Source organism: cyanobacterium endosymbiont of Rhopalodia gibberula (assembly GCF_003574135.1).
Lineage (GTDB): Bacteria > Cyanobacteriota > Cyanobacteriia > Cyanobacteriales > Microcystaceae > Rippkaea.
The window spans coordinates 1,407,211-1,431,693 of sequence record NZ_AP018341.1 but is presented as its reverse complement, the minus strand read 5'-3'; the positions used below and the strand labels follow the sequence as shown (position 1 = coordinate 1,431,693).

Sequence of the window (24,483 nt, the reverse complement as noted above, 5' to 3'; positions counted from 1 at the left end):
GGCTTTAAATTTAGGATGAGGATTAGGACAGTTGATAATTCAAAGGGTGTTCTAACGGGTATAATCTAACATGGCTAACCAAAGACGGTGATGGCCATTAATGGTACTGTAAAAGAGTAAATCTACTAAGAGTTTAAAAGCTAATTTTGATAACTGGGGATATTCGAGACGTTTGTTTTCAGATACGTTTGAGTGATAGAGGCGATCAAACTTGTTGAAGTAATTGCTAAGTAGGGCAAGTCCCAACGGATCCTTATTTTGAGCTGTAATTTGTTCCAAGAGGATAACAGCACGACGGATGATTTCTTGATTTTGTTGGCATAAATAGCAAATAATAACGATTAGAGATCGTGCCTCTTCTACTTTTAATGGGGTGGATTTTTGTCCCTCGCATGACGTTAAAGATTGTCTTTGTGCCCATGGGAGCCAACTTTGAATTATGGTCGTTTGTAAGCTTAGTTCAGTAGCTACTTCAATCAGACTATCACCATGAAGATTAGTTAAGGCTTCTAACCCCAGCAATATTAAGTCTAAATGGATGTTGATTCGTTTAAGTTCTTCTGAAGTAGGAACATTAGTTAAAGGAAATTCCGCCCAACTAGTTGCAGATATTGACATTTCAACAGTAGAAGACATTGATTGAGTTCCCCTCAATATTACGTTATCAGTAGTTGTAGCATTGGTTTACGTAACTATTTTAAACTGGCTTATAAAGAGATCATCTAATTCTCAATTTATTTAGTCATTGAGCTAATTATTAGTCTAAAATAATCTTAGATATTCAGCAGTTAGAAGTAAGATAATGAGTTTTAAATCTGCAGCTGATGTAATGATAAAAGTTAATCTTAAGAAGCTCTTAATAGTGTCACCTGCTTCTTTTAGTACGGCGACTATCTCTTCTATTATTTTTTGAATTATTCAAATCTTCATATACTCCTCTTTTCTCAATTTTGTCATTGTCGGATTGACTTGAGTTTTTATGGGTGTCTGTTCAGTCGGTTTGTCCATAGAAACGGTTCTGGAAATTTTACTCCCACCTCTATTACTTTGAAGTCACTTGAAACATTTCGTTAACTTAAGTTAACAATCAATTATTTTCCTCTTGTTTTTTGTACTATAGTTGGAATAATTAGCTATATAATTAACTTTCTTTAACTTTTAGTAAATTAACTACTTTATCTCTTGTAATTATTTTATTAGTAGAGGTAAGTTTTTAGCATCTGTTGTGATAATTAGAAGTTAGTAACAAGTTATTTATAATAATATGGCAATAGTTATTATTTTTTCTAATTAATTAGATTTCTATTAGAAATAAATATTTTTCTTTACCTAACACTATTAAGTGTTTATGTTCTTTTGTGGAAATTAAGACTAAATTTAATTTTTAAGTGTACTTAAGTACATGCTATACTACCAAATAGTTTGAGCTTCTCTAAAAACAACACTCTTTGACTTAATTTTCTACCCATTGCACCCATCTAATATTAATAATTAAATAAATTGAGGTAATTATAGTGACAAATAAAGGATTTTTTTAAAAGTTTAACTCTCAAATTGCCATAGATATTCGTAAACATTTTATATTTAATAGGTCAAATAATAGTCTAAGATTGATTAGAATATAATTACTAAAATTATTTACAGGTACTAGAAAATTTTAGCTTAGTAAAAAACAATAATCATAACGAATAATTTCTCAAAAAGTGAAGAATAAAAATTAATTTCTCTAAATTATTTTATAAGTGTAAATTACATCATTAAGTATTTCTATTTTTTTGCTTTAAAGATTAATAACTCGATGGATACTCACAAAAACATAAATAATCAGCAGTTAATTAGTTTATTTATTAAAATATATCAAGAAAAATCTGAATTATTAGCGCATCCCGTTGTCATAAAAAGAGTTTTATACTGTCTTATAAATCAGAAAATCCTACTGATTTAGAACGATAAAGTTCTCGTTCTAAATAAAAAAGAATTAAATAACATTTATAAAATTTGTAAAAAATTTTATAAAAATCTAGTGGGAATACCCTAGACTTCAATTGTTCTGTAAAGAAAAATTATAAGAAACCATTTTAGATGTTAAAGCATAGACCTATGCTAGGTTTATTCGTGACATAAAATTGGAGAATAACTACCACACCAGGTTAGGAGTAAACTTTTTATTTAATCATCCTAAACTAAAAAATTTTTGTAACTTGTTAACATTTATATTGGGCTTTAGAAAAGAAAATAAATGTTTATATTATATTTTCTTCTTTTAATTTCAGATAAGTTTTGCCGGAAAGAGTATACTTAGAACTTGCCCCATGTATACATCTGAATACTTAATAATCAGAATTTTTTAATTTTAAAACTAAATCCTTTCCCAACTACAATTTGGCTTTGCAGAAACTGAGAAAAAATTGTTGCTTTTCTAGCCTAAATGTAACAAAATTATAATAAAAGAAAGCTGAGGGTCTTATTTTACTTAGCTGTAAGTTTGTCATGCCTTAATTGAGAAAACCTAAAAATGTTTATGTAAGCAATCCAAATCCGTATAAGTTAACATTATCCCTAATTAAAATTAAGACATTCCCTACCGCAGGCAGAGCCCGGCTTCCAATTTTCAATTAGTGGAGGCTCATGGACTTTTTTGAGTGTAGGTAAAGAGAAACTAAACAGCTGAAAAATACACTTTTGCTTTTACAGGATCAGGAATCATAGTTCTGCCTCCTTCCTTCCAATCCACAGGACAAACCTCGTCGGGGTGGGTTTGAACATGCCTAATGGCTTTAAGAGTTCGCAAGGTTTCTTCAACACTACGGCCAAAGGAAAGATTGTTAACAGTGGAATGTTGAACAATTCCTTCTTTATCAACGATGAATAGTCCTCGTAAAGCGACTCCTGCTTCTGGATCTAAGACATTATAAGCAGTGCTAATCTCTTTCTTGATATCAGAAATCAGAGGATAACTAATATCACCAATTCCCCCTTCTTTCCGGTCGGTCTGAATCCAAGCTAGGTGAGAGAATTCACTATCGACTGATACCCCTAAAACTTCTGTGTTAAGTTTAGCAAATTCGTCATAGTGATCGTTAAATGCTATGATTTCAGTGGGACAGACGAAGGTAAAGTCTAAGGGATAGAATAATAAGACAACATATTTGCCACGATAGCTAGATAGTCTTTTAGTTTGAAATTCCTGATCAATAACGGCTGTCGCGGTGAAGTCTGGTGCAGGTTGACCGACCTGCAGGCGTCCTTCTGTTGTCATAAGTCATAAGTCTCCTAAAATCTTCTAGCCTTGGGAAAACTTTCACGTTCACCTTCGGTTTTGAATATATCATAAAATCCCTACCGATGTTCCGTTGAACAATGGCATAATTGTTAAATACTAATGAGTTCTTTTATGTTTGTATGCAAAAAAATTAATAATATCATAGATAGAAAATCCTCCGCACTGTAATAGTCGGAGGGATTTTATTCGACCAAAAAGTTGATTTAGGCGTTCTCGCCAAAAATTTGATTTCTTAGGGCATCAAATTCAGCCATTAACTCTTGGCGGTTAGACGCCTTCCAAAGATAACGCCACGCAAACCAAGCAGTGTGAGTTAGCCCTACGAGTTGTAAAACTGGAGCTAAAAGAGGAACATCACTAATTGCTCCGAGAACTGCCACGATAACCTTAACGCTGATGATAGCAAAAAGGACAATGCCGAGAGTTGTCAGCAATTGTTTATAGGCGTTGAACCATTGTCCAATGTAATCAGAGGCATTAGAAAGAAGATCAACTACAGGTTCTAGCCACTCTTGCCAAGGCTGATCAGTCATAGACGGTTGCTTTGTCAGTGTCCCTGAAACTTCGGTGTCTAAGCCTTGAGGGTCGGTATCTAAGCCTTGAGGGTCAATATCTAAGCCTTGAGGGATCGTTTTTTCTTGAGCTTGGGATTCCATCGTACATCTATCCTTAATCTAAGATTGGAGATTTTGCAGGCGACAACACAGTCATACCATCTAGTATACCGCCTAGCGTTTGCCCATATTACCAGACACATCAACGGCTAGGTTATTTCTTTGAAACAACTGTCAACTTTCCGTAATCTTCAAGTTTTGATCTTAAATTAATTCTTATTAGTTTGAGGTCAGCTTATATTAATTTTAATTCTCTAATTAGTTGTTGCCAAGACAGATTCTTGGTGGGTTAACCCTTGAGGGATTTGAGGAGACTTACGACAATAAATCTCACAGGAGTTATTGGGACTCTCGATCAATTTAACTTTATCAAGATCTACACCGAGTTCTTCAATGGGTTTTCGAAGTAATTGAGCAATATGAAGGGCAATATTTTCAGCGGTAGGAACGATTTGAGCAAAGTAAGGAACATCTTTGTTAAGAAAGTTATGGTCAAATGGTTCAACTACGTAGTTATTGACCACCTCTTGTAAGGCGACTAAATCTACTAACATTCCTGTACGCGAATCAATCTCTCCAGTAACGGAAACCTCGAGATGGTAATTGTGTCCGTGTCCGTGGGGACGGGCACATTTTCCATAAATTTTGGTATTTTCTTCTAAGCTTAATTCGGGAAGAGCTAAACGATGTGCCGCACTGAAATGAGTCCGAATGGTTAAACTAGCTTTCATAGCATTTCCTTGGTATTGCGCCCACAACTGGGGATATTCAAATAATTGGATGTTAGCAAGAGGTAAATGGGGCGCTAACCTCTGCCAAATTACCCTTGCTAGGTTTTCGGTGGTGGGTAAGGTGTCTTGGAATTCTTCCCAAACGTCATTGAGATAACTATAATCGAGTTGACCGGTGACTTCTTTTTTGATAACTCGCTTGACGGTAGAAAGGTTTTCCACCATGCCATAGTGATCGATTTCTCCGATTAAGGAAACATAGAGGACATAGTTGTGTCCGTGACCAGGAAACCAGGTACAAGCCCCAAATAGTCGTTTATTTTCCCCTTCATCGAATTCAGGTAGCCAATACCGATGACTCGCCGAGAATTGAGCGCGGCGGCTAATAATACATTCCATAAAAGTTGGAAAAAACAATTTTTGTAGAGTCTAGCAAAACTTATCCTTTTTAGCATAAACCAATTAGAGACAAATTTTAACTCTCTACTTTTGTAATATCAGAGTCTTTAACTTAGCCAAAAGTAAGTTGTTAATCTTATAAACAGTTAGTTTATTTGGTTTTTCCAAAAAGAAAACCCCCGAAAATGCTGTCTACTTGAGTAATATTAACAATTTGACGCGATGGAGTTGTTAGTTAGCAATAGCAATTTTACCGTGTTTTGTGAGTGTATTTAGTTCATATCTAAAATTCTTTTCATTATAAACCTCAGAAAAAACGTGATTGATTGGTTTGAAGATTGACATTTATCTGCCTCAACTTTCGTTTAAATGGTATTTTTAAAATAAAGCTTGGTTGATTGACACATAACTGGTAGGGTCATCAAGCTTGATGATTGTATCGTTTGAAGCAATTTATAGACAAAAAAAGCAAAACCTCTAGAAGGAAAGACTAAAGGAATAAGTAAAATTATAGTTTTAATTTTACTAACTTTAAGAACTATTGCCTTTTTAATGAGAAAAGATTGAGTAAACAACCTGAACATTCTTTGTTTTTTTGTTTAGACATATTAAAATCCCAAGAGATCTTGACAAATTTGGGGAATTAATTACATCAATCAACCGTATAAAGAAGTCAGCACGAATCTACTTCGTGAGCAAAAATTGGATACCGAAGTTAAAAAAGCTTAAATAGGATTAATTTCCTAATAATTGCCTACTTATTCTGAAAAATTCCTTTATCACCCAAATCACCTACACTAAAACTATAATCTGCACTTCTCTTCGAAATTGGTTTCGCTATCTTTGTGACAACATTAAACTTGACAATTGATCTATATTACGGAAAGAAGAGAAATTAAAGCATCTTAGTTATCATGCTCTCCCAAATTGTTCGCCCTCTAGTTCAAACCCAAATCCGCTTGTTAGCAAATTCTCACGCTACCCAGGCGACTCTAGTTGACACCATTGCTCGTTGGTTAGGTTATCTTGGGGTTCGGGCGAGGGTGACTAAAATTTCTCCTAAAGCTGAACGAATTCATGTTTGTCTTACAGTAGCTAAACCTGATTCATGTGATGCTAAAGACTGGCAACAAATTCTTGAAAATCTGCGATCATCGGAAACGCACATTGGGCGATCACACTCTAAAATTGATAGCCCTGCCAATGGCAATTATAGCCACATGGATGATGGACAACAATTACAATTGTCTAGATTACTAGCTTATTTAATCCAAGTAGGAATTCCCAATGATAAAATTGACTGGCATGAGGTAGAAACTCAGCTTTCTCCCCTTAAATTAGATCAATCTATTCTGATTAGTATTAAATCTGCTTTAAAAGTTCCTCAGTCACCAGAATTATTAAAAAAACTTGACCCAGATGTAGCGGCGAGTGCCTTTCCCATTGCGGTAAGAATTGCTTGGTTAGATCAAGAAATTAATTCCTATGAAAATAATGCTCTTATTGCTTTATTAGCAGCTATGAAATAAGTAAAGTTACTAATAAATTATAAGCTGTTTTTCATTAAAATTTGTCCCTACTATACCTTATGTAAGTTAACATCTTTAATAAGTCGACTCACTCAAAATAATGCTACTATAAATTTCCTTTCTAGTTTCTTATATAGGAACTTCTGATCGGCTTATATTAGAACTGATAGTTTAATAGTTAAAGGAGAATAACTATTAAACTATTAGATAGTCAGATAATTTAGAAATACCAGATATTGTTCCTATTTTACCTTGTAAATTATCTTTAACTATTGTGTTTTTAAAATTAGTTTTAAGAGTTCCATTAACTTTAAATGTGGTAACTGATATTTATGGAGTGACTAAATTATGACGGAATAACCCTAAAATATATTATTCTTGTTAAGAATTAGAATTAAGTCTTAATGAGGTTATAGTAGTTTTTAAAGCTTATATTTCTAGTAAAATATGATATTTTTTAAAGTTAGTTCAAAAAACTTTCAGTATAGATATTATTAGTCTCTGTAACTGATTAATCTATAATTTTTAGATTACATTGTAGTTGTTATTTCTAGATTTTTATTGCAAATAAAATTGTTAATTTTAATATATAAATTGATAATGATCACATCCTAGAGATAGATGTTAGCATTAACAACTGCTAAGTTAGCATATTAGGATTTAAGTCAATATGTCAATTATATTTGATGGCTAAAATAGGTGAAGCAAAATATTCTTTTCTAATCGTTATTCTTTTATAGTTAATGGGCTACTATCTTAATAGGTTATTATTACTTCAATGACTCTAATTTTAATTTATTAAACTTAGAGGGTATATATTTTCACAAAGGATACAATTATTAACCTATAAAGTAGTTCAATAAAACTATTTATTTATAAATAAAATTGACTTTTATTAAGTCTTTTTAAAGTTTTTTTTAAAAATTTTTAATCAGCAAAATTATCTATCATCTAAACTAGAGGTTTTAAAAAAAATTGTAAGCTAAATCTTGATAAAATTACTATCATCTGTTACGGAATTTAAATTAGGCGAAAAAGTAACAATATTTCCAGGAATTGGAAAAACTGATGAACAAGGTTTAATATGTAATTAGAAGCGATCAGTGTGTTTGAATAGCCAACTGTCTTAAGATAAAAAACAGGGCTAAAAAGCACAATGTAAAAGTTTAAACCTAGAATTTAGGAGATTTAATAAAATTATGAGTTTTGATTTTGATTTATTTGTCATTGGTGGTGGTTCAGGAGGAATTGCTACTGCTAGACGCGCTGCCGAATATGGAGCCAAAGTCGGGTTAGCAGAATTTAATCGTTTAGGGGGAACCTGTGTTAACAGAGGATGTATTCCTAAAAAGTTAATGGTTTATACTTCTCACTTCCCTAGCATCTTGGAAGAGTCCCAAGGATACGGATGGAGTCCAGTTAAAAGTATCCTTGACTGGACTAAAATGATGTCCGCTATCAATAGGGAAGTTGGTCGTCTCAATGGTATTTACCAAAGAATGTTGGATAAATCCAATGTTCAACTGTATCGTGTCCATGGTAGGCTACTCGATCCCCACACCGTAGAAGTGGGAGATACCAAAGTTACTGCCGATAAAGTTTTAATTGCTGTGGGAGGACGTCCCATTAAACCAAACATTCCAGGGAAAGAATATTTAGTGACCTCTGATGCTATGTTTAAACTACCTGAACAACCCAAACGCGTCGTTATTTGGGGAGGAGGTTATATTGGGGTGGAATTTGCCTGTATTATGCATGGACTAGGGTCGGATGTTATCCAGATTATTCGCCGCGATAAAATATTAAAAGGGTTTGATGAAGATCTTCAATCCACCATCCAAAAGTCTATGGAAGAACATGGTGTTCGCATCCTAAAGAACTGTTCCATCTCTAAAATCAAAAAGACAAACCAAGGTTTAACAATTTCTCTAGAAGGAGATAGCAATAATGACATGGTGTTAGCTGATACCATCGGGTTGGCTGCTACTGGACGTATTCCTAACTTAGAGAACTTAGGATTAGAAAATACAGAGGTTGAAGTGCAAAATGGAGTGATCATTGTCGACAAATATAGTCAAACCGCTGAACCAAATATATATGCAATTGGAGACTGTACAGATCGTATTAATCTCACTCCTGTCGCCATTAGTGAAGGACGCGCCTTCGCTGACACCAAATTTGGGGGGAAATCGTGTTTGATGAGCTATGAAAATGTCCCATCTGCCGTGTTTAGTATTCCAGAAGCTGCCACAGTAGGACTAACTGAAGCAAAAGCTAAAGAACAATATGGGAAAAATGCTATCAAAGTATATAGTAGTGAGTTTCGTCCCATGTATTATGTATTGCCTGATAAAAAGGAAAAAACTTTGATAAAACTTGTTGTTCATAAAGAAAGTGATCGAGTTCTAGGCGCACATATGGTAGGAGATCATGCTGCCGAAATTATTCAAGGAATAGCGATTGCAGTAAAAATGGGAGCTAAAAAAGCTGATTTTGATGCTACAGTTGGTATTCATCCAAGTTCTGCTGAAGAATTTGTGACCATGCGTTAAAGTTTTTTGATCACAGAGTTTAGGGAAGATTTGATCACTAATCCCATTAGGTTTCTCCTGAAAGTCTCTAGTTGTCATAATATACAAAGCTGCATCTCAGTGTTCCCTTATTTTTTGCCTAGTATACCCGTAGATACTCTGTATATAGAATTCCTACGGGTGTATTGCCATAGGAACGGTGCAATTAATTCATCACTAGTATTTAATTATTTCGATATACTTAAATCGACTCCCCATCCTGGTGGTTACGACGCAGATAGGAACTTACGATTTTTTCATTAAAATCTAATCTTCATAATAATCCACTCTACGAAATACAGTTTTTGATATCAAGGATTGAAGCAAATTGCTAAAATTCTAAACTTAATTGAATATAATTTTTGTTTTTCTCCTGCTGAATTTTAGTCATTTCCGACTTACCATTCGTATATTCTTCAAACCAAGGTTCAGAACTGCCTGGGGATTTTTCATCTCTTATCCACCATTGTCTAAACACATCTTGCCTAGCATCATCAGGAAGAACGACTTGATACACCCGCACTCGCTTTTTATCAACTTTTCGAGAACCAATACAAGTCAATCCATAACCTATTTTATCCAATAAACGCCTTATAATCGTGATAGGACTAGAATTTTTAGCAATACCAATTCCCATAATAGTTTTGATCTCAACGCGGTTTTTAATAGCAATTTTTGCCATAGCCTGCAAGTCTTCATCTGTAGGTTTTAACTTTCGTTCATGGTTCATTAGTAACACTGGAATTCCCAACACCTCCATTGTCCCAATAATCACCCCTAATTGAGAACTATTAAAATCGGGTACAAAAAGACTACCCTGTCCTTTTTCTATGATTTTCTTGGCAAGAATAGTGTCTCTATCTGCTAAATAGGAACGCCCTAAAGTTAAGAAATAATGGAGACGGATTTTATCGTACCATCCTTCATTATCTAGGGCAACTAATTGAGGAGTTACTTCAATGCAATAGCGTTTTTGTAAATTATATTTTTTGATGTTATGCCGTTCATTTACAGTTTTAACTAACCTCTTATTTAACGCTTGATATTGTTGATCAGTAATCTCTGTACCTTGGGCAATCATTAGACATTCTTCTTGATAATTCTGTTTTCTAAAACTTTCAATTGCTTTCATTAATTGATGAGAATTATTACTATTATACGAATATTTTTTATGGTTTTCTATCTCTTTAATTTTGACTAGTTTATTCTTACAAAGAACTGGATGATTTTGATCAGTAATATTTTTTAATATTGACTCGCGATAATGAATCATTGAAACATTAACGCGAGCTGCCATTTTTGCCCAACAAAGTAAAGATTCTGCTTGAAATTCTGTATCTATATCATCTAAAGCTTCTAGGTTAGATTGTTGTAACAACTTAATATTTAACTGAGTAACACGATTACTAGAAGTTAACAAATTGGGAATTGAAGTAGAACCATTTCCCACTTTATTAAACCCATAGGAAGCACACCAAAGATAACGAGGAATATTATCACGAATTCGTCCTAGTGATTGACAGATAGAGGTAGCAGTTTGTACCCCTTGAGCTAATCCCCAAACGGAGGTGAAATGATCTTTAATATCAATACTGACCCCTGTCTCAATAGAAGGACTAGCTAAAATGATATCGTAATTCAATAGAATTTGATTAAGGTGATTAATAGATTGGTAAGCGTTATGATTAGGATCGGTTAACGATTCAGAATCAATCCTTAGGATTCTCACTTCTGGGAATCGTTTTTTTAAGTACAATTCTAGGGTTTGTGTTCCCCACTTACTAGTTAATTTCTGAGCGGATAGACAAACAAAAGGTTTACCCCCCTGCTGGATATGTTGTACTAGATCTTTGAGCCATTCTTGAGGGGTGGTTTCCGGATAATTATATACTCCCCATGCTTCTTTCTCGTTAGATTTCCAATTGTTTATTACAATAAACGGTTTTAATTTAATTCCCATTAAAGAAATTAGATAGTCAAGAGAAATATCACTTAAGTCTGCGTCAGCAATAATTATTCTTCCTTCAAATTCTAAATTTTGTTCAAGTAATTTCTTGAAAGTTTTTAGAATAGAAACCCTATTTTTCTGGCAAGTATTTGAGTTCAATCCATGCCATAAAACCTGTTCAACTTCATCGATAATAATCAGGCTATTTGTCCAATTATTAGGATTAAACTTAGACAAAGAATTAGGATGAAGAGAATCAATACAAAGTCCACATCCTTTTATATCTTGAATATTATTTGTTGATATTTCTGTTAAATAAGGAATTTTAAATCGTTGACAAAGTTGCTCAACTAACTTGACTCGATGACCAATTACTAATATCTTTTGTTGACGAATTATCGCCTGCTCAACAATCTTTTCAAGAGCCTTAGTTTTTCCAGTTCCTATTGGAGATTTAATTCCTATTAATTTAGCAGTTGTAGGAATGGGCAAATCTCCTAAATACCGAGTACTAACTTCAACATCAGAAGGATAAGTTAATTGACTTAAACCTTGTGCTCTCCAAATTTCTAAAGATAAGGCTTTTTCGTAAGCTTCATTAAAAAATTTAAGTCCTTTATGAGCTAAAAAATCATCTACTCCTTTTCCCCATTTCGGTAGCCATACAATAACGTTAACTTGACATCCGGCTTGAGTGAACAAACTTCCTAATTTTCTAATAGCATAATTTACTTCTTTAATAGTACTTGGCTGACTATCTTGATCAAAAGCAATATACATTTTTCTTCCTGAAATTGCTAGTTTTTCAAGTTGGGGAATGAGACGAGACTTTCCGATTCTGTTACCTAATTTATCTCTAGGAGTTCGATAACCACTATTAATTCCCGGAAGAGCGATAGCAGCATATCCTGCTGTTAATAACGCGCCTGCTTTTTTAGCCCCTTCAGTAATACAAAGGGGGATCGAAGGATGATTTATCACCCATTGCCAAAAACCTAAATCTGGGAGTTGATTATTAATGTCTTCTGGAGTAAGATCCTGGTGGTGGCGTTGCGCTAATTGTCGCCATAGATGCAGTGGAACCCGCAATGCAAAAACCCCTGCCGATGTTTTAGGGGGATGTTCATATTTGATTAACTTGTGTTCATCATAACTTGCTCGGGGAGAATTGGGTTTAAAACACCCCCATAAGTCCTCGCTGCCTGTCAACAGATCTACCCCAGAACACCACCAGCCTCCTTGTTCTGTATGCTCGTAACGTCTTAAAATAGAATTATTAACCCGACCATCATTACGTCTAGGAAGTGCGTCAGAATAAAACAAATACTCTAAAGGGGAAGTTCCCTCCAAGGCTGTTACATTGAGGTTAATTAATTGTTCGTCAACACCGCTATTTTGCCATTCCTGTCTATGGTTCATTATCCCTTCTTTATTCGAGACTAACTGAAGCAAACTCTATATGTAGCGTTTGGATCTCTAATCTTAAAAGAAAGACTCCATATAGGGAAGATACTAATGAACTAACTATCAAGATTATTCTAACAAAAGTAGAAAATTCAAAAGTAGAAAATTTAGTGTTTGATCATCAATACCAAATATTTGACTAATTTAAATTAAAATAGCTAAATATTTGGTATTGCTCATAACTTTTATATACACTTAAGTTAATTAAATTAGTCAATCAATCCCTCAATTTTAAAATCAAAGTCACTCATTCCTTTAAGGGATTCAACCCGAAAACAATAGTTCCCCTTAATAGTACTAGTAAACACACAAGTTGCAGAAGGATCGGGACTACTATCTTGAATAATTGCTTGTCCCTTGGGATCTTCAATATAAAGATTAAAATTCACGTTTTTTGCCGTTGGAATCACCGCGACTTTCCAAACAATACCATTTTCAAGATGATGGTAATAATTACGAGAAAAAAGAATCGTTACTGGGTTAATATCAATGGCAAACTTACAACTTCCTTTAACAGATGTTACTCTAAATAAATAGGTTCCACTTATAAAACTCGTAAATGTACAATAAGCATCGGCATTAGTACTATTATCTTGGGCAATAATATTGCCTATAGGATCTTCAATCATTAAATCAAAGTCTACATTATCTCGCTCAGGGATAATGGACACCCGCCAGGTTTTGCCTTGGGGTAACTCACAAGTATAGGTTTGGAAAAATTCGTTCATGGCATCTCTCGTTGATGATAACTTAGCACCGTGTTACTTAATAACATCGCTACAGTCATTGGACCTATTCCCCCAGGAACTGGGGTAATATATTGCGCTGTACCAGCCACAGAGTTAAAATCCACATCCCCTACCAGTTGGGAAGTTCCATCTAATCGAACAACACGATTAATTCCTACGTCGATAACTACCGCCCCAGGTTTAACCATATCTGCATTAATGAACTCTGGTTTACCTACTGCAACAATTAAAATATCCCCTTGACGAGTCACACTTCGTAAATCTTGGGTTCGAGAATGAGCCATAGTCACCGTAGCATTTTTTTCAAGTAACATTAACCCTAACGGCTTGCCCACTAAAATACTTCTTCCTACCACCACTGCCTGTTTACCTGCAACTTCGATCTGATGTTCTTCTAACAGACGTATTACCCCGGCGGGGGTACAACTGCGTAACCCTGGTTCACCACGCATTAACCGCCCCAAATTCATCGGATGGAGACCATCAGCATCTTTATCGGGATCAATGGTTAATAACAATTGGACTGCGTCTAAATGGACGGGCAAAGGTAACTGGACTAATATGCCATCCACTCGTGGATCTTGATTGAGTTGTTCAATAACAGTTTCTAATTCATCTTGGGGGATATTATCAGGGAAATGATGACCAAAAGAAACAATTCCTACCTTAGCACAAGCCCGCTCTTTATTACGAACATAAACAGCACTCGCCGGATCATCCCCTACCATCAATACGGCTAATCCTGGAGGACGTCCAATACTGGATTGTTGCTTTTGAACCCAGCATTGGAGTTCACACTGAATTTTTTTTGCTAAGGCTTTACCATTTAATACAGAAGAAGTTGGAGAAGACATTGACAAATAATTAATGAATTTGGAACTAGTAAAAATTTTAAGGTGTCCTTTCAGTTAAAATATCTCAGTTAAGTGAAGCTACTCCCACTCATCATGAAAGATTTAAACATTAGAATTTGCCATGGTGGATTTCTGTTTTTACTGCTAGGAGAAATTATCGGTTGTAATCGACTGAATTTTTTCAGAATAGCTCAAATACCAGTAACTCCTATCAATGAACTCATCCAATATAAGCAACCAAAAGAAAACCCTCAAACTCAAGAAGCAGTTTATTATATTGAAGGAACTGTGGTTGATCATGCGCCTTTTATGGATAATGGTTCCTATAAACTCCAAGACGATACAGGGACAGTTTGGGTTCTGACCAATGGCGCCCTTCCTAGACCAGGAGATTCTATAACCATTAAAGGACAAGTAGAGTATCAGCCAATTTCTATTGGTGGACAGGATTTGGGCGAATTGTATATTTTAGAGGTAGAACAACTTGAGACTCAACCCCAAACTTCCGATCAGCCAACACAACCACTCTCTTCTCCTCAGCCCGAATCTACATCAACACCGGATTTGGATGTTAACGAACTTCTACTACCTCATAAAAGTAACTCAAAATAAAATTAAATTGCACTTAAAATAACTATGCGGTCGCATAAAAAATACTCGTATCCTCAATTATCTCCAACTAACATTGAGGACAAAGACACTAAATTTCCTCTTCAGGTAGCCTTGGTGATTGTTTACCAAGAGGATAATTTTTTGCTCCAGTTACGTGATAATCGATCTACGATCGCCTATCCTGACCATTGGGGTTTATTTGGGGGACATATAGAGTCAGGAGAAACCCCGGAACAAGCACTAAAACGGGAACTAGTTGAAGAAATAAATTATAAAGTCCCTAACCCAATGAAGTTTAGAGTTTATAATGAACCAAATATTACTCGTTATCTTTATTCTTCTCCTTTAACTGTTGCGATAGAACAATTAGTTTTGCAAGAAGGAGTCGATTTCGGGTTAGTGCCGGTGAATATGATTAAGCAAGGACGATGTTATTCTCCAAAAACCGATCAGGTTCATCCCATCGGAAAAGTTCATCGGGCAATCCTACTCGATTTTTTCGAGTACAACTTAAAGCAAAAAGAAAACATAATGATCACCTCTACTCACGCTTAATTCTTCCATTGTGGTGGTTTAATCAAAGCCATTGAGGTTGAAGACAGCTAATTCTATTACCTAAATCTTGTTAATTTGCTTGAACCCATTTTATATTGTCATTATTCTGTAAAAATCCCCATGAATAGTCCGATAAAGCCCGTTCAGTTGCATCAAATTTGTCTCTGGGGAGGGATGATCGCAGCTGTGACTCTCCAGTCTCTGGCTACCCCTGCGTTAAGTTCTCCTAAATCATCGATAACCATCTTAGAAGATAATCCTAAGGTGGTTATCGATGAAATGTGGCAAATTGTTAACAATGAGTTTGTGGACAAAGAATTCAACCGAGTTGAATGGAAGGAAAAGCGTCAAGAATTGCTCAACCGAGATTATGCTAATCATAAACAAGCATACAAAGCCATTCAAAAAGCCTTAAAATGGTTAGGTGATCCTTATACTCGTTTTTTGACCCCTGATAATTTTGCTACCCTTACTAGTCAGACCTCTGGAGAATTATCCGGTGTGGGGATTAGGCTAACATTTGACAAGCGCACTAGCCAATTGTACGTGGTAGAAGCAGTTAAAAGTTCACCAGCTGCTAAAGCAGGTATTAAAAGAGGTGATCGTATTATTCGCATCAATGGCAAGCCAACAGCGCTAATGACTCTTGAACAAGCTAGAAATGCAGTTCAAGGAGAATTAGGTACTGATGTTAGTCTACAATTGTCCCGCGAGAATAAAGGGGTGTTTCAAGTCACTTTAACACGATCACAGATTGAAATTGCTTCTGTAAGCTATAACCTTAAACAAGAAGCTCAACTTCGCGTCGGTTATATTCGCCTTGACGAGTTTAGTTCCCATGCCGCTGAGCAAATGAGAAACGCCATAAAAGATTTAGGGAATAAAGAAGTATCCGGTTATATTTTAGATTTACGAGGAAATCCAGGAGGATTACTGCTCGCTAGTATAGATATTGCTCGTCTTTGGCTCAAAAAAGGGGAAATTGTTATGACAGTTGATCGTCGTGGTGGTGATCGCCATTTTTCAGCTAATGGAACCTCATTAACAGATCTGCCTTTAGTAGTGTTGGTCGATGAGGGTTCAGCCAGTGCTAGTGAAATTTTAGCAGGAGCGTTGAAAGAAAATGGACGAGCAACAGTAGTAGGAACTACCACTTATGGCAAAGGAACTGTACAGTCAGTTCACTCCTTATCAGATGGGTCTGGGTTAGCAGTTACCATTGCTCGATATTATCCCCCCAGTGGGAAAGATATTAATCAAAAAGGGATTAACCCCGATATTTATCTAGACTTAAGCATGGAGCAACATATACAACTTAGAAATGATCCATCTTTAATGGGAACTCATGCTGACCCCCAATATAAAGGAGCTATCAACGTTTTAAGAAAAAATGCTCCCCCTATTTCTTTACCCAAAATCCCTAAACCAGTCAGTATTCGTTGGGAGAATTTACACGAAGTAGTAAAGGATAAAAATTCCCGTGGAGAAAGAATAAACCGACGCGTTGAGGATGATTGAATTGTTGATCATCTAGATTGACGTAGAAGTAGAATATTAATAAACCTTTTGTATGACAAGAGGTTCAAGAGCTTGTCGTCATCCCTTTTTTGTCAAGAGATTAAACGCAGCGTTTCTACAAAAAAATAAAGTGGTTTTGAGATGCGGATATTAGTAAGCTAAGTTAGCTAGGTCCTAATCATTAAATAGTTAATAAACTTGATTGGTAACAGTTCCTAATAACGGTAGTCTCAAAGACCTAATTTCTTTAATCGTTTTTTCACTGAAAATATCGATGTTTTATTAGTCTGTACTACCATTACAATACGATCAATTCTTACTTTTATCAATTTAACATCTGAATTATTCAGAAAGTAAATATTATCACAAATTATGAAATTAAACAGTCTAGCTAATTAGCCATCTTTGTGAATATCAGCTAGTAAGGGGATTGGAAGTAAATAAGTAACGTCATTAGCAAAAAATAAAATATTGTTGAGTTTTTCCCGTAGAATTGATCTTTCTATTCCTAACAAAAGTACTCCAACTAGACCAGCGAGAAGCTTTTTTTCCGATCTGGTGGATCACTAATGTATTCTTCTTCAGCATCGGCAGGAATTTGAGGTTTAAAAGTTAGTTTTAAAGGAATATTTTTGCTAATTTAACTTTAATAGTTTTGCATTCAAAAAGTAGTTTATTCAGCAGTTCTTCAGTTAGCTTAATTTGACATTCAGTATCACTATATTCTTTAATTAAAGCAGGATAGTGTTGGACTTATTTTTCTAAACTTGCTTTTCTATAGCTAAAGACTGCAGTTAATTTTCTAATGCCTCTATTTAGTCACTAGTTTCTACTAATTGTTGAATTAAATCTAATTTAACTTTATTTAAATACTCAAAAGCTGTCAGGTTAGGGGAGACAGACAAGAAATTGTTAGTCAGAATTTATTGAGCAGTGTTATTTAACAATTTTTGCAAATAGCAATTTTTAATTTAAGTTCCTATATTTAATCCATCAGTTCTATCCTTTTTTTGTCCTGACTAAGAGTTGATACTGTCTAAAATTAATTAGAGGTTATATCAAGTTAATTCTGCAAGTTTTTCTTAGTTGTCCCAAAATATTTAAGTTTATTTTTAGCCGGAAGAATCTTTTATATTAAACTAATAATTTAGCTTAAAATTTTACTATTATTGGAAAGTAGATTAATTAATCTATATGTTTATTGTAGTTCTTTCTATTTGGCTTGAATTTTTTCAGTTGTTCTTATAAATCAGGTAGTTATTTATCACTGAACTTTACCATATCTTAATATTAGTTTTTAGTTTTTTTTACTACAATTAACAAAATCTTTAGCAGTGACAGATAATAGGATTTTAACTTTTTTCAAAATTTTATACCTTATAAAAAACAGCAATAATATTAGCATTATTGTTTTTTCTTGTCCCGATATTAACGCGTTCAACGACAAAATTTTCTCTTACATATTCCTAAATGGCAGCAATTACTCAAGATATTTTTTTTTATAAACATTTTCGGCAATTTTATGAGTCATTTCTTGACTAGTTAAAAATACCAGATTTGTTGGATAGTCTAAACCAAATAATCTTTCATCAGGAACTTCTTCTGTCCATGCTAAGGTACTAGAGTCAGTGAGTTTAACACTAGAAGTAATAGGCTCAACGAGTCAGTAGAAATTCCCTACGTAAGTATAGGGATCCTGCGCTGATAATCAAACTGGCAAAAGTGATTAGACTAATTGCTTCGGCAATCAGCCATGCTTATCTTAAAAAAGTTCTGAGATAAGGACTATAATTAAATTCTTTTTGTGATAAGGGATTAAGATCTTCTATTTCTTTCTCCAGTAAGTTTAGTAATTGTTCAGTCACTAGCTCATCTTAATCATTGGTTTTACTGAAAACTTATGCCGTACTGTAACTTTAACAAAGACTTTAACTAATAGGTCTTCAACAAGGATAAATCAACCAAAACCGTTTCTTTTGAAGAGGCATTATTAGGTTTAGTGTAACATTGATTTAATCAGGTAAATTAGGTAAGCTAGTACACCGCATCTATTTGTTACCGAACATTATGGTCAAATAGTGGTTTGACGTAAAGACTTAATGATATTCATTGTTGATTTACTCACCTGCTTAATATCTTGCGTGGTGGTAAATCGCCCTAGTCCAAAGCGCAAGGAAGCATAAGCTAGGGAATCCTTGTGTCCTAAAGCTAGAAGAACATGAGAAGGAGTTGTTCCCATCGAAGAACAGGCAGACCCTGAAGATACTGCTACTATTGACTGTAATCCTAGTAATAAGGCAGCTCCATCAACCTTTTCAACGCTAATGTTAAGGTTACCTGGTAACCGTTGAGTGGGATGACCATTAAGATGAACACCGTCTAGTTGACTTAATCGATGCCAAAGGTGATTGCGCAATTGACTTTGACGTTTTCCCTCAGACTCTATCTCTTCTAATCCCAATTCCACAGCTTTAGCAAACCCTACAATTTGGGGAGTGTAGAGGGTTCCTGATCGTACTCCTTTTTCCTGTCCACCTCCGTGCAACTGGGCAGCCAAGCGCACTCTAGGATTACGACTGCGGACATATAATGCCCCAATGCCTTTGGGTCCATAAACTTTGTGGGCAGTTAAAGACATAACATCTAAGTTCATCGTTTGGACATCTAAAGGAATTTTTCCGATTGCCTGTGCTGCATCGCTATGGAACAAAACTTGATGAGCATGACAAATTTGTCCAATTTCTGCTAAAGGTTGAATTACCCCAATCTCATTATTAGCCGCCATGACTGACAGTAAAATTGTCTCAGGACGAATGGCTTTTTCTAATTCATCTAAATCGATTAATCCGTTCTTTTGAACAGGTAGAAAGGTGACTTCAAACCCTAGTGTTTCCAAATAATGGCATGGATCCAACACTGCTCTATGCTCAGTTTGAACGGTAATGATGTGTTGTCCTTTATTGAAATAAGCTTCAGCAATTCCTTTGATTGCTAAATTGTTAGCTTCTGTTGCACCACTGGTAAAAATAATTGCTTCGGGACGACAATTGATGGCGTCCGCTAGGGTCTTTCTAGCCTTCTTAACAGCCGCTTCGCTTTCCCATCCATAAATATGAGAGGCACTTGAAGAGTTACCGAAATATTGAGTAAAATAAGGCATCATCGCCTCTAGTACTCGCTCATCCATGGGAGTTGTGGCATGACAGTCTAGGTAAATGGGACGTTGGGACATAACTAATCTAAACCGCTCGGAATTGCCAACAGCCTGTTGAGCCCTGTTCAAGGCTAGCAGCAAACGCTACTACTTCAGTGCTGCAAGATATTGCTTCCCCATTCTCTATGGTAACGCATTTTTTTTTAAACGTAGGATTTTCATAGCTCGAGCTAGGTATCCTTTTTGCTGAAAATTCTGTTTAAATTGTTGAAACTCCCCTGCATCAAACCAAAGACCATGGCATTCTAAACAAGTTTCATACCAAAGGGGATATTCGTCAAAATCAAATATTTTGAGCATTGGGACTTGACATCGAGGACAATTCACTTTTTTTTGTAATGATTTTGATGGACTCTCCTCTTGAAAATTTCCTAGGTCTATAGTCTCAGAACCTTTGAGATTTTTTAGCTGTTCAGCTTCTAAAGAGTCAAACCAAATTCCCCGACATTTGCAACATCGCTCCACTTCGGTCTCTTCATAGATAACTTTTTCTAAATTCCCCTCACATTTAGGGCAGATTGATAAATTCATAAATTTTTTCTTACCAATACTCCTTTTCTCTAGGATAGCTGAGATTTATACCAGAAAGATACAAGATAGACTTGACTGTAACATTAAACCTGCTAAAGATATAGGGATAAAAAATGAGTACGAAGTCACAAAGAATTATTGGATTAACCGGAGGAATTGCCACCGGAAAAACTACAGTTTCTAATTACATTAATAAGATTTATAAAATTCCTATTTTAGATGCTGACATTTATGCTAGAGAAGCTGTCCAACCAAATTCCCCAACCTTGCAAGAAATTTTTATTCGCTATGGACAATTGATTAAGTTACCCGATGGACAATTAAATCGTCAGATATTAGGAGATATTATTTTCAATAATTCAGAAGAAAGACAATGGTTAGAAAGCAAAATCCATCCTTTTATTAGAAATAAATTTGAAAAAGAAATAAGTCGATTAAAATCTTCAATAATTATTTTATCTATTCCTCTACTTTTTGAAGCTGAATTAACTAGTTTGGTAACAGAAATTTGGGTTGTCTACTGTTCTTACGATAAACAAATTAAGAGACTCATAAAGAACAATAAAATGACTAAAAAACAGGCTATAAAAAGAATAAAAAGTCAAATATCTTTAGAAAAAAAAATTACTTTAGCTGATGTTGTTTTAGATAATTCTTTGACTCCAGATGCATTGTATCAACAGGTTGACTTTTTTTTGAAAATATAGATATATTATATAATTTTTACCTCTTAGAAGTACAGACAATTTATTTTTTTAAAGTAGTGAAAATTATGCTTTCTTGTTAAAGAAATATTAAATATATAGAGGTGAATATTAATAATATTTATTTTTGTAAATTTAGTTGTTTTTCCTATCAAATTTAGCTTCTGTTGATTTACCCTTAGAAGTTCTAAATAAAAGCTAAAGTCACTTCTGAACTAAGAATGATTAAAGAGTTGAAAACTGGAGGAGTATTTTGTTTGATCGAACAAAATCACTGGATACTAAGGCAGTCTAAGTAGCGTCAGTTTTTTTGTAGGTGTCGTTATGGTCAATAGCTGCGAAGCTAAAATTTATTGATAAGTTAGTAGTAACTTCTATCCTTGTGACACTATTGAGTACAGCATCAGATAATAAAGTTAGTTAGCGGACAGAATCAGTGGGTAAATTTATTTGATAAACATAGGAAATTATGTTGCTATGAGGAGATAAAAATCCTACGTTTTTTAGAAAAAGATTTTAGGTTTCTGAGATAGAATCCAATTGACTATCCTATGTACTAGAAATTATGTATTGATAGATAAACTTAAATATAAGCTATCTGAAAATATAAATATTTTACTAAAAATAAAAAGTAGAAAACTGGTAGAATAAAAAAAAGTAGTCGTAGCTCTTATGAGCAAATCAATGGCTGAGTATCACTTACACCTCTACTCTTGTATGTTTTGCTAAATCACGATATTCAGGCTGTAATTGTTTATCTAAAAGATTTTAAAATTTACTTATGACAATGTGAATTATTTCTGACTAAGGAAAACTTATCAAACTGTTTATTTACTCAAAATATTTAAATTAATAATTAACCTGATTAGGTTAAGCTTTAGGTATTGATAATATAATTATTGGAGAACTTTTTAAGAAAATAAATTTAAGTTGATTTATTAGTAATTTTGGGTAATATTAGTTTTTCTATAATTATAAATATAATAGATAAAAAAGAAGATGAGTTTCCTCGATAAATAGGATTATTTTTGACTAAAATTCTCAGAAGTTTTAACTTGATGTCTCTGTCCAAATTATGCTACATGAATATAGTTAGGCTTCTTTTTAAGGAACCATTATTTTTCTTGATAGAATAAAAATTTTATTTTATAAATAGTTGTTACTAAAATTTTGTAGATATCAATAAAAAATTGGACAATCATTTGTTAAAATTAATTCATAAAAGTCAAAGTATTGAAAAGTATTTTGGAAACGATGTCGTGCGACTTTATTCAGTAAAGATAATCAAGACTTAAACAAAGTTAGCTCCCATCCGGTCAACCTCTCGCTATAAAATAAACTAAATGTATTAAATTGTAGAAGAGTATCCGAAATATTTTAACTTTGAAATCGGAGCAGAGTAAGAGCTTAACGATGAAGTTAAGAAAACTTACATAGAACAAGTCAATCAACTCCCAGAAACAAGCTAAAATTGAGGTGCAAAATCCGCCGCTCTAGCCAGTGGGAACGAGTGTTTCTAAGTTGTGCCAGATAATCAATAATCTTAAGAAGTCCGAAACAGTTTTTTTGGTAGTTAAAAATGATATATATACATTATAGTCAATGAACAATCTTTAATGCTGACCTAGTAAAGTATCTGAACGAGGGCAAATAAATGACAACATTTTCTATCTAGGAAAGACTGGTGAAGCAGTAAAATCTTAATTTTGAACTAAGAAAGCCTACGCTATACATTTGCGCAATTTGTCAGGAAGCACTCACACTTCAACTATATACCTAGAGACAACAAAGAAACGTCCACGAACAGACAGTTTTTTTTAAGTAAGTTTTGTTTATACGGGACTGACGGGGCTCGAACCCGCAACTTCCGCCGTGACAGGGCGGTGCTCTAACCAGTTGAACTACAGTCCCATTTTCTAAACCGTCTATAAATATAACTAAATCGACTAATATTTGTCAACCCCTAAAAAAATTCTTTCGGATATCATAATAAATATCCCCACATTAGAATAATTTACTCGGGAAGGAATAGTAGGAATGACGTCCACTTGAGAATAACTTATATATAGATAGTTAATAGCTAAGTTATTGCTAGCAAGGTGTGCTCTACAAAAAATACCTTGAATAAAAGCTGTGGAGTTGAGACACAACATCCAGGAACCAAACCCCCAAATCCCCGATTTTGATCATAAGATAAAGTTTTGACTTTTCCATATCCACTCTGCACTGAGAAATTTCTGGGAAGGTAGTTGGAGGCAGACAGCGTTGTGACGAACTCTTAGTTCTAAAATACTAATAGTTACCCAATTAATTTAAACCACTACAGACTTCTCCACAGACAACATAAGTTAAGTAAGTCTAAACAAACTTAAAAAAATAATTTTGCATCTATTTTCTAATGAATTTGCTAAACTTCTAATTTTTTCTACTTTTCATTTTTTCAAAAAAACAATATTTCTACTCTTCTTTTCATTCCGAAGAAAATTTTTAAATCGTGAGTAAACTTTGACAGTTCTTACTACACTGATTGTGCTAGCTAATTTTTGTAGTTAGACTAATATATAGCAATTGTTCTTGAAACAAACTTTTCTGTTCTGCACTGATTGAAACTTACTTACTTGTTTTTGTTTTCAAAATAACTGAATTACTTAATTGTTTACTTCTAAGAAGTAGAAATAACTACATCTATCACAAAATAAACTGACATTTTAAATTCATTCACTTTAGCCTATTTAAATAAAACTAACTATAAATAAACTTTTAAAAAACTAAATAGTTTTAGGAAGCAAGCTCCTACTTTAAATACACTTTCGCTTGATTAAGTATAAATAATACAGTCAAAGGTAAAACAAAAATAGGGTATTCTATCTTAAGTTAAATTTATTTGTAATTATCAAAATTTTCTAACTTGAAATAAAAAACATGAGCAAGTTCCTACGAAAATTACATTTTTTTCTCCAAAATAAGCTGTCAATTTGTTAATTAAGGAACATAATAGCAATGCTGTTCAAATTTTTAAAAAGCGGTCTAGATCGCAAAATACTTCAGTAAGGTCAAGACTACATTTTATATTCATGGCACTTTATTTCAATAAATACTATTTTTGGTGTAAATCTATTGTTTTTTTCTCTCCATAAGTTTCTGTCAAACTCACGCTTAAGAACAGCAAGCTTTCAGAAATTATTTTAAATAATGGAGTTATCCTAAC

General features: G+C 34.1%; 15 protein-coding genes and 1 tRNA gene. 6 read left to right on the top strand and 10 right to left on the bottom strand.

The genetic code is table 11. From position 1 onward, the window contains the following. Positions 1-51: 51 nt before the first annotated feature. The 4 genes from RGRSB_RS04615 to RGRSB_RS04600 form a co-directional block, all read right to left on the bottom strand. Entirely contained in the window at positions 52-636 is a 585-nt protein-coding gene (locus tag RGRSB_RS04615) for a DUF3038 domain-containing protein (protein ID WP_119260044.1), read from the bottom strand. A gap of 2,023 nt (positions 637-2,659) precedes the next feature. Continuing rightward, positions 2,660-3,259: a peroxiredoxin gene (locus RGRSB_RS04610; protein ID WP_119260043.1), complete on the bottom strand. Its 600-nt coding sequence runs from the start codon at positions 3,257-3,259 to the stop codon at positions 2,660-2,662. 227 nt (positions 3,260-3,486) lie between these two features. Continuing rightward, positions 3,487-3,939: a CAAD domain-containing protein gene (locus RGRSB_RS04605; RefSeq protein ID WP_119260042.1), complete on the bottom strand. Its 453-nt coding sequence runs from the start codon at positions 3,937-3,939 to the stop codon at positions 3,487-3,489. 212 nt (positions 3,940-4,151) lie between these two features. Beyond that, positions 4,152-5,027, bottom strand: coding sequence for a 6-pyruvoyl trahydropterin synthase family protein (locus tag RGRSB_RS04600; RefSeq protein WP_119260041.1), 876 nt, complete (start codon positions 5,025-5,027; stop codon positions 4,152-4,154). A gap of 914 nt (positions 5,028-5,941) precedes the next feature. Here RGRSB_RS04600 and RGRSB_RS04595 point away from each other — a divergent pair. Together RGRSB_RS04595 and gorA are read left to right on the top strand one after the other, a co-directional pair. Next, a complete protein-coding gene (locus tag RGRSB_RS04595) occupies positions 5,942-6,556 on the top strand; it encodes a hypothetical protein (RefSeq protein ID WP_119260040.1) in 615 nt (204 codons plus the stop codon). 1,199 nt (positions 6,557-7,755) lie between these two features. Next, positions 7,756-9,108, top strand: coding sequence for a glutathione-disulfide reductase (gene gorA / locus RGRSB_RS04590; RefSeq protein ID WP_119260039.1), 1,353 nt, complete (start codon positions 7,756-7,758; stop codon positions 9,106-9,108). A 349-nt stretch (positions 9,109-9,457) separates the two neighbouring features. On the opposite strand, the gene RGRSB_RS04585 is transcribed toward gorA, so the two are convergent. The 3 genes from RGRSB_RS04585 to folD all read right to left on the bottom strand — a co-directional run bounded on the left by RGRSB_RS04585 (position 9,458) and on the right by folD (position 14,141). Continuing rightward, positions 9,458-12,493 carry a plasmid replication protein, CyRepA1 family gene (locus RGRSB_RS04585; RefSeq protein ID WP_119260038.1) on the bottom strand — a complete coding sequence of 1,012 codons (3,036 nt, stop codon included), beginning with the start codon at positions 12,491-12,493 and terminating at the stop codon, positions 9,458-9,460. A 254-nt stretch (positions 12,494-12,747) separates the two neighbouring features. Continuing rightward, positions 12,748-13,266 (bottom strand): hypothetical protein, encoded by a 519-nt coding sequence (locus RGRSB_RS04580; RefSeq protein ID WP_119260037.1) that lies wholly within the window; start codon positions 13,264-13,266, stop codon positions 12,748-12,750. Then, a complete protein-coding gene (folD, locus tag RGRSB_RS04575) occupies positions 13,263-14,141 on the bottom strand; it encodes a bifunctional methylenetetrahydrofolate dehydrogenase/methenyltetrahydrofolate cyclohydrolase FolD (protein ID WP_119260036.1) in 879 nt (292 codons plus the stop codon). The genes RGRSB_RS04580 and folD overlap by 4 nt, the downstream gene beginning before the upstream one ends. Positions 14,142-14,234: 93 nt before the next feature. On the opposite strand from folD, the gene RGRSB_RS04570 reads away from it, so the two are divergent. From RGRSB_RS04570 to ctpB, 3 genes are all read left to right on the top strand, one after another. Continuing rightward, positions 14,235-14,753 (top strand): DNA-binding protein, encoded by a 519-nt coding sequence (locus RGRSB_RS04570; RefSeq protein WP_172582035.1) that lies wholly within the window; start codon positions 14,235-14,237, stop codon positions 14,751-14,753. Between the two features lie 24 nt (positions 14,754-14,777). Further along, positions 14,778-15,308 carry an NUDIX hydrolase gene (locus RGRSB_RS04565; protein ID WP_119260034.1) on the top strand — a complete coding sequence of 177 codons (531 nt, stop codon included), beginning with the start codon at positions 14,778-14,780 and terminating at the stop codon, positions 15,306-15,308. A 120-nt stretch (positions 15,309-15,428) separates the two neighbouring features. Continuing rightward, complete coding sequence (gene ctpB / locus RGRSB_RS04560; protein WP_119260956.1) at positions 15,429-16,826, top strand: carboxyl-terminal processing protease CtpB; 1,398 nt, start codon at positions 15,429-15,431, stop codon at positions 16,824-16,826. A 2,071-nt stretch (positions 16,827-18,897) separates the two neighbouring features. Here ctpB and RGRSB_RS04555 read toward each other — a convergent pair. Continuing rightward, positions 18,898-20,058, bottom strand: a complete 1,161-nt coding sequence (locus tag RGRSB_RS04555; RefSeq protein WP_119260955.1) for a cysteine desulfurase family protein — start codon at positions 20,056-20,058, stop codon at positions 18,898-18,900. A gap of 105 nt (positions 20,059-20,163) precedes the next feature. Further along, positions 20,164-20,571, bottom strand: coding sequence for a TFIIB-type zinc ribbon-containing protein (locus tag RGRSB_RS04550; protein ID WP_119260033.1), 408 nt, complete (start codon positions 20,569-20,571; stop codon positions 20,164-20,166). 113 nt (positions 20,572-20,684) lie between these two features. Here RGRSB_RS04550 and coaE point away from each other — a divergent pair, with 113 nt between their 5' ends. Further along, positions 20,685-21,278 (top strand): dephospho-CoA kinase, encoded by a 594-nt coding sequence (gene coaE, locus RGRSB_RS04545; protein ID WP_119260032.1) that lies wholly within the window; start codon positions 20,685-20,687, stop codon positions 21,276-21,278. A 1,834-nt stretch (positions 21,279-23,112) separates the two neighbouring features. Here the strand turns inward: coaE and RGRSB_RS04540 are convergent. Continuing rightward, positions 23,113-23,186 (bottom strand) — tRNA-Asp (locus RGRSB_RS04540). Positions 23,187-24,483 lie beyond the last annotated feature (1,297 nt).

Coding starts and splice junctions, on each gene's coding strand:
- RGRSB_RS04615 (WP_119260044.1), bottom strand. CDS start 636: ATGTCTTCTACTGTTGAAATGTCAATATCTGCAACTAGTTGGGCGGAA.
- RGRSB_RS04610 (WP_119260043.1), bottom strand. CDS start 3,259: ATGACAACAGAAGGACGCCTGCAGGTCGGTCAACCTGCACCAGACTTC.
- RGRSB_RS04605 (WP_119260042.1), bottom strand. CDS start 3,939: ATGGAATCCCAAGCTCAAGAAAAAACGATCCCTCAAGGCTTAGATATT.
- RGRSB_RS04600 (WP_119260041.1), bottom strand. CDS start 5,027: ATGGAATGTATTATTAGCCGCCGCGCTCAATTCTCGGCGAGTCATCGG.
- RGRSB_RS04595 (WP_119260040.1), top strand. CDS start 5,942: ATGCTCTCCCAAATTGTTCGCCCTCTAGTTCAAACCCAAATCCGCTTG.
- gorA (WP_119260039.1), top strand. CDS start 7,756: ATGAGTTTTGATTTTGATTTATTTGTCATTGGTGGTGGTTCAGGAGGA.
- RGRSB_RS04585 (WP_119260038.1), bottom strand. CDS start 12,493: ATGAACCATAGACAGGAATGGCAAAATAGCGGTGTTGACGAACAATTA.
- RGRSB_RS04580 (WP_119260037.1), bottom strand. CDS start 13,266: ATGAACGAATTTTTCCAAACCTATACTTGTGAGTTACCCCAAGGCAAA.
- folD (WP_119260036.1), bottom strand. CDS start 14,141: ATGTCTTCTCCAACTTCTTCTGTATTAAATGGTAAAGCCTTAGCAAAA.
- RGRSB_RS04570 (WP_172582035.1), top strand. CDS start 14,235: ATGAAAGATTTAAACATTAGAATTTGCCATGGTGGATTTCTGTTTTTA.
- RGRSB_RS04565 (WP_119260034.1), top strand. CDS start 14,778: ATGCGGTCGCATAAAAAATACTCGTATCCTCAATTATCTCCAACTAAC.
- ctpB (WP_119260956.1), top strand. CDS start 15,429: ATGAATAGTCCGATAAAGCCCGTTCAGTTGCATCAAATTTGTCTCTGG.
- RGRSB_RS04555 (WP_119260955.1), bottom strand. CDS start 20,058: ATGTCCCAACGTCCCATTTACCTAGACTGTCATGCCACAACTCCCATG.
- RGRSB_RS04550 (WP_119260033.1), bottom strand. CDS start 20,571: ATGAATTTATCAATCTGCCCTAAATGTGAGGGGAATTTAGAAAAAGTT.
- coaE (WP_119260032.1), top strand. CDS start 20,685: ATGAGTACGAAGTCACAAAGAATTATTGGATTAACCGGAGGAATTGCC.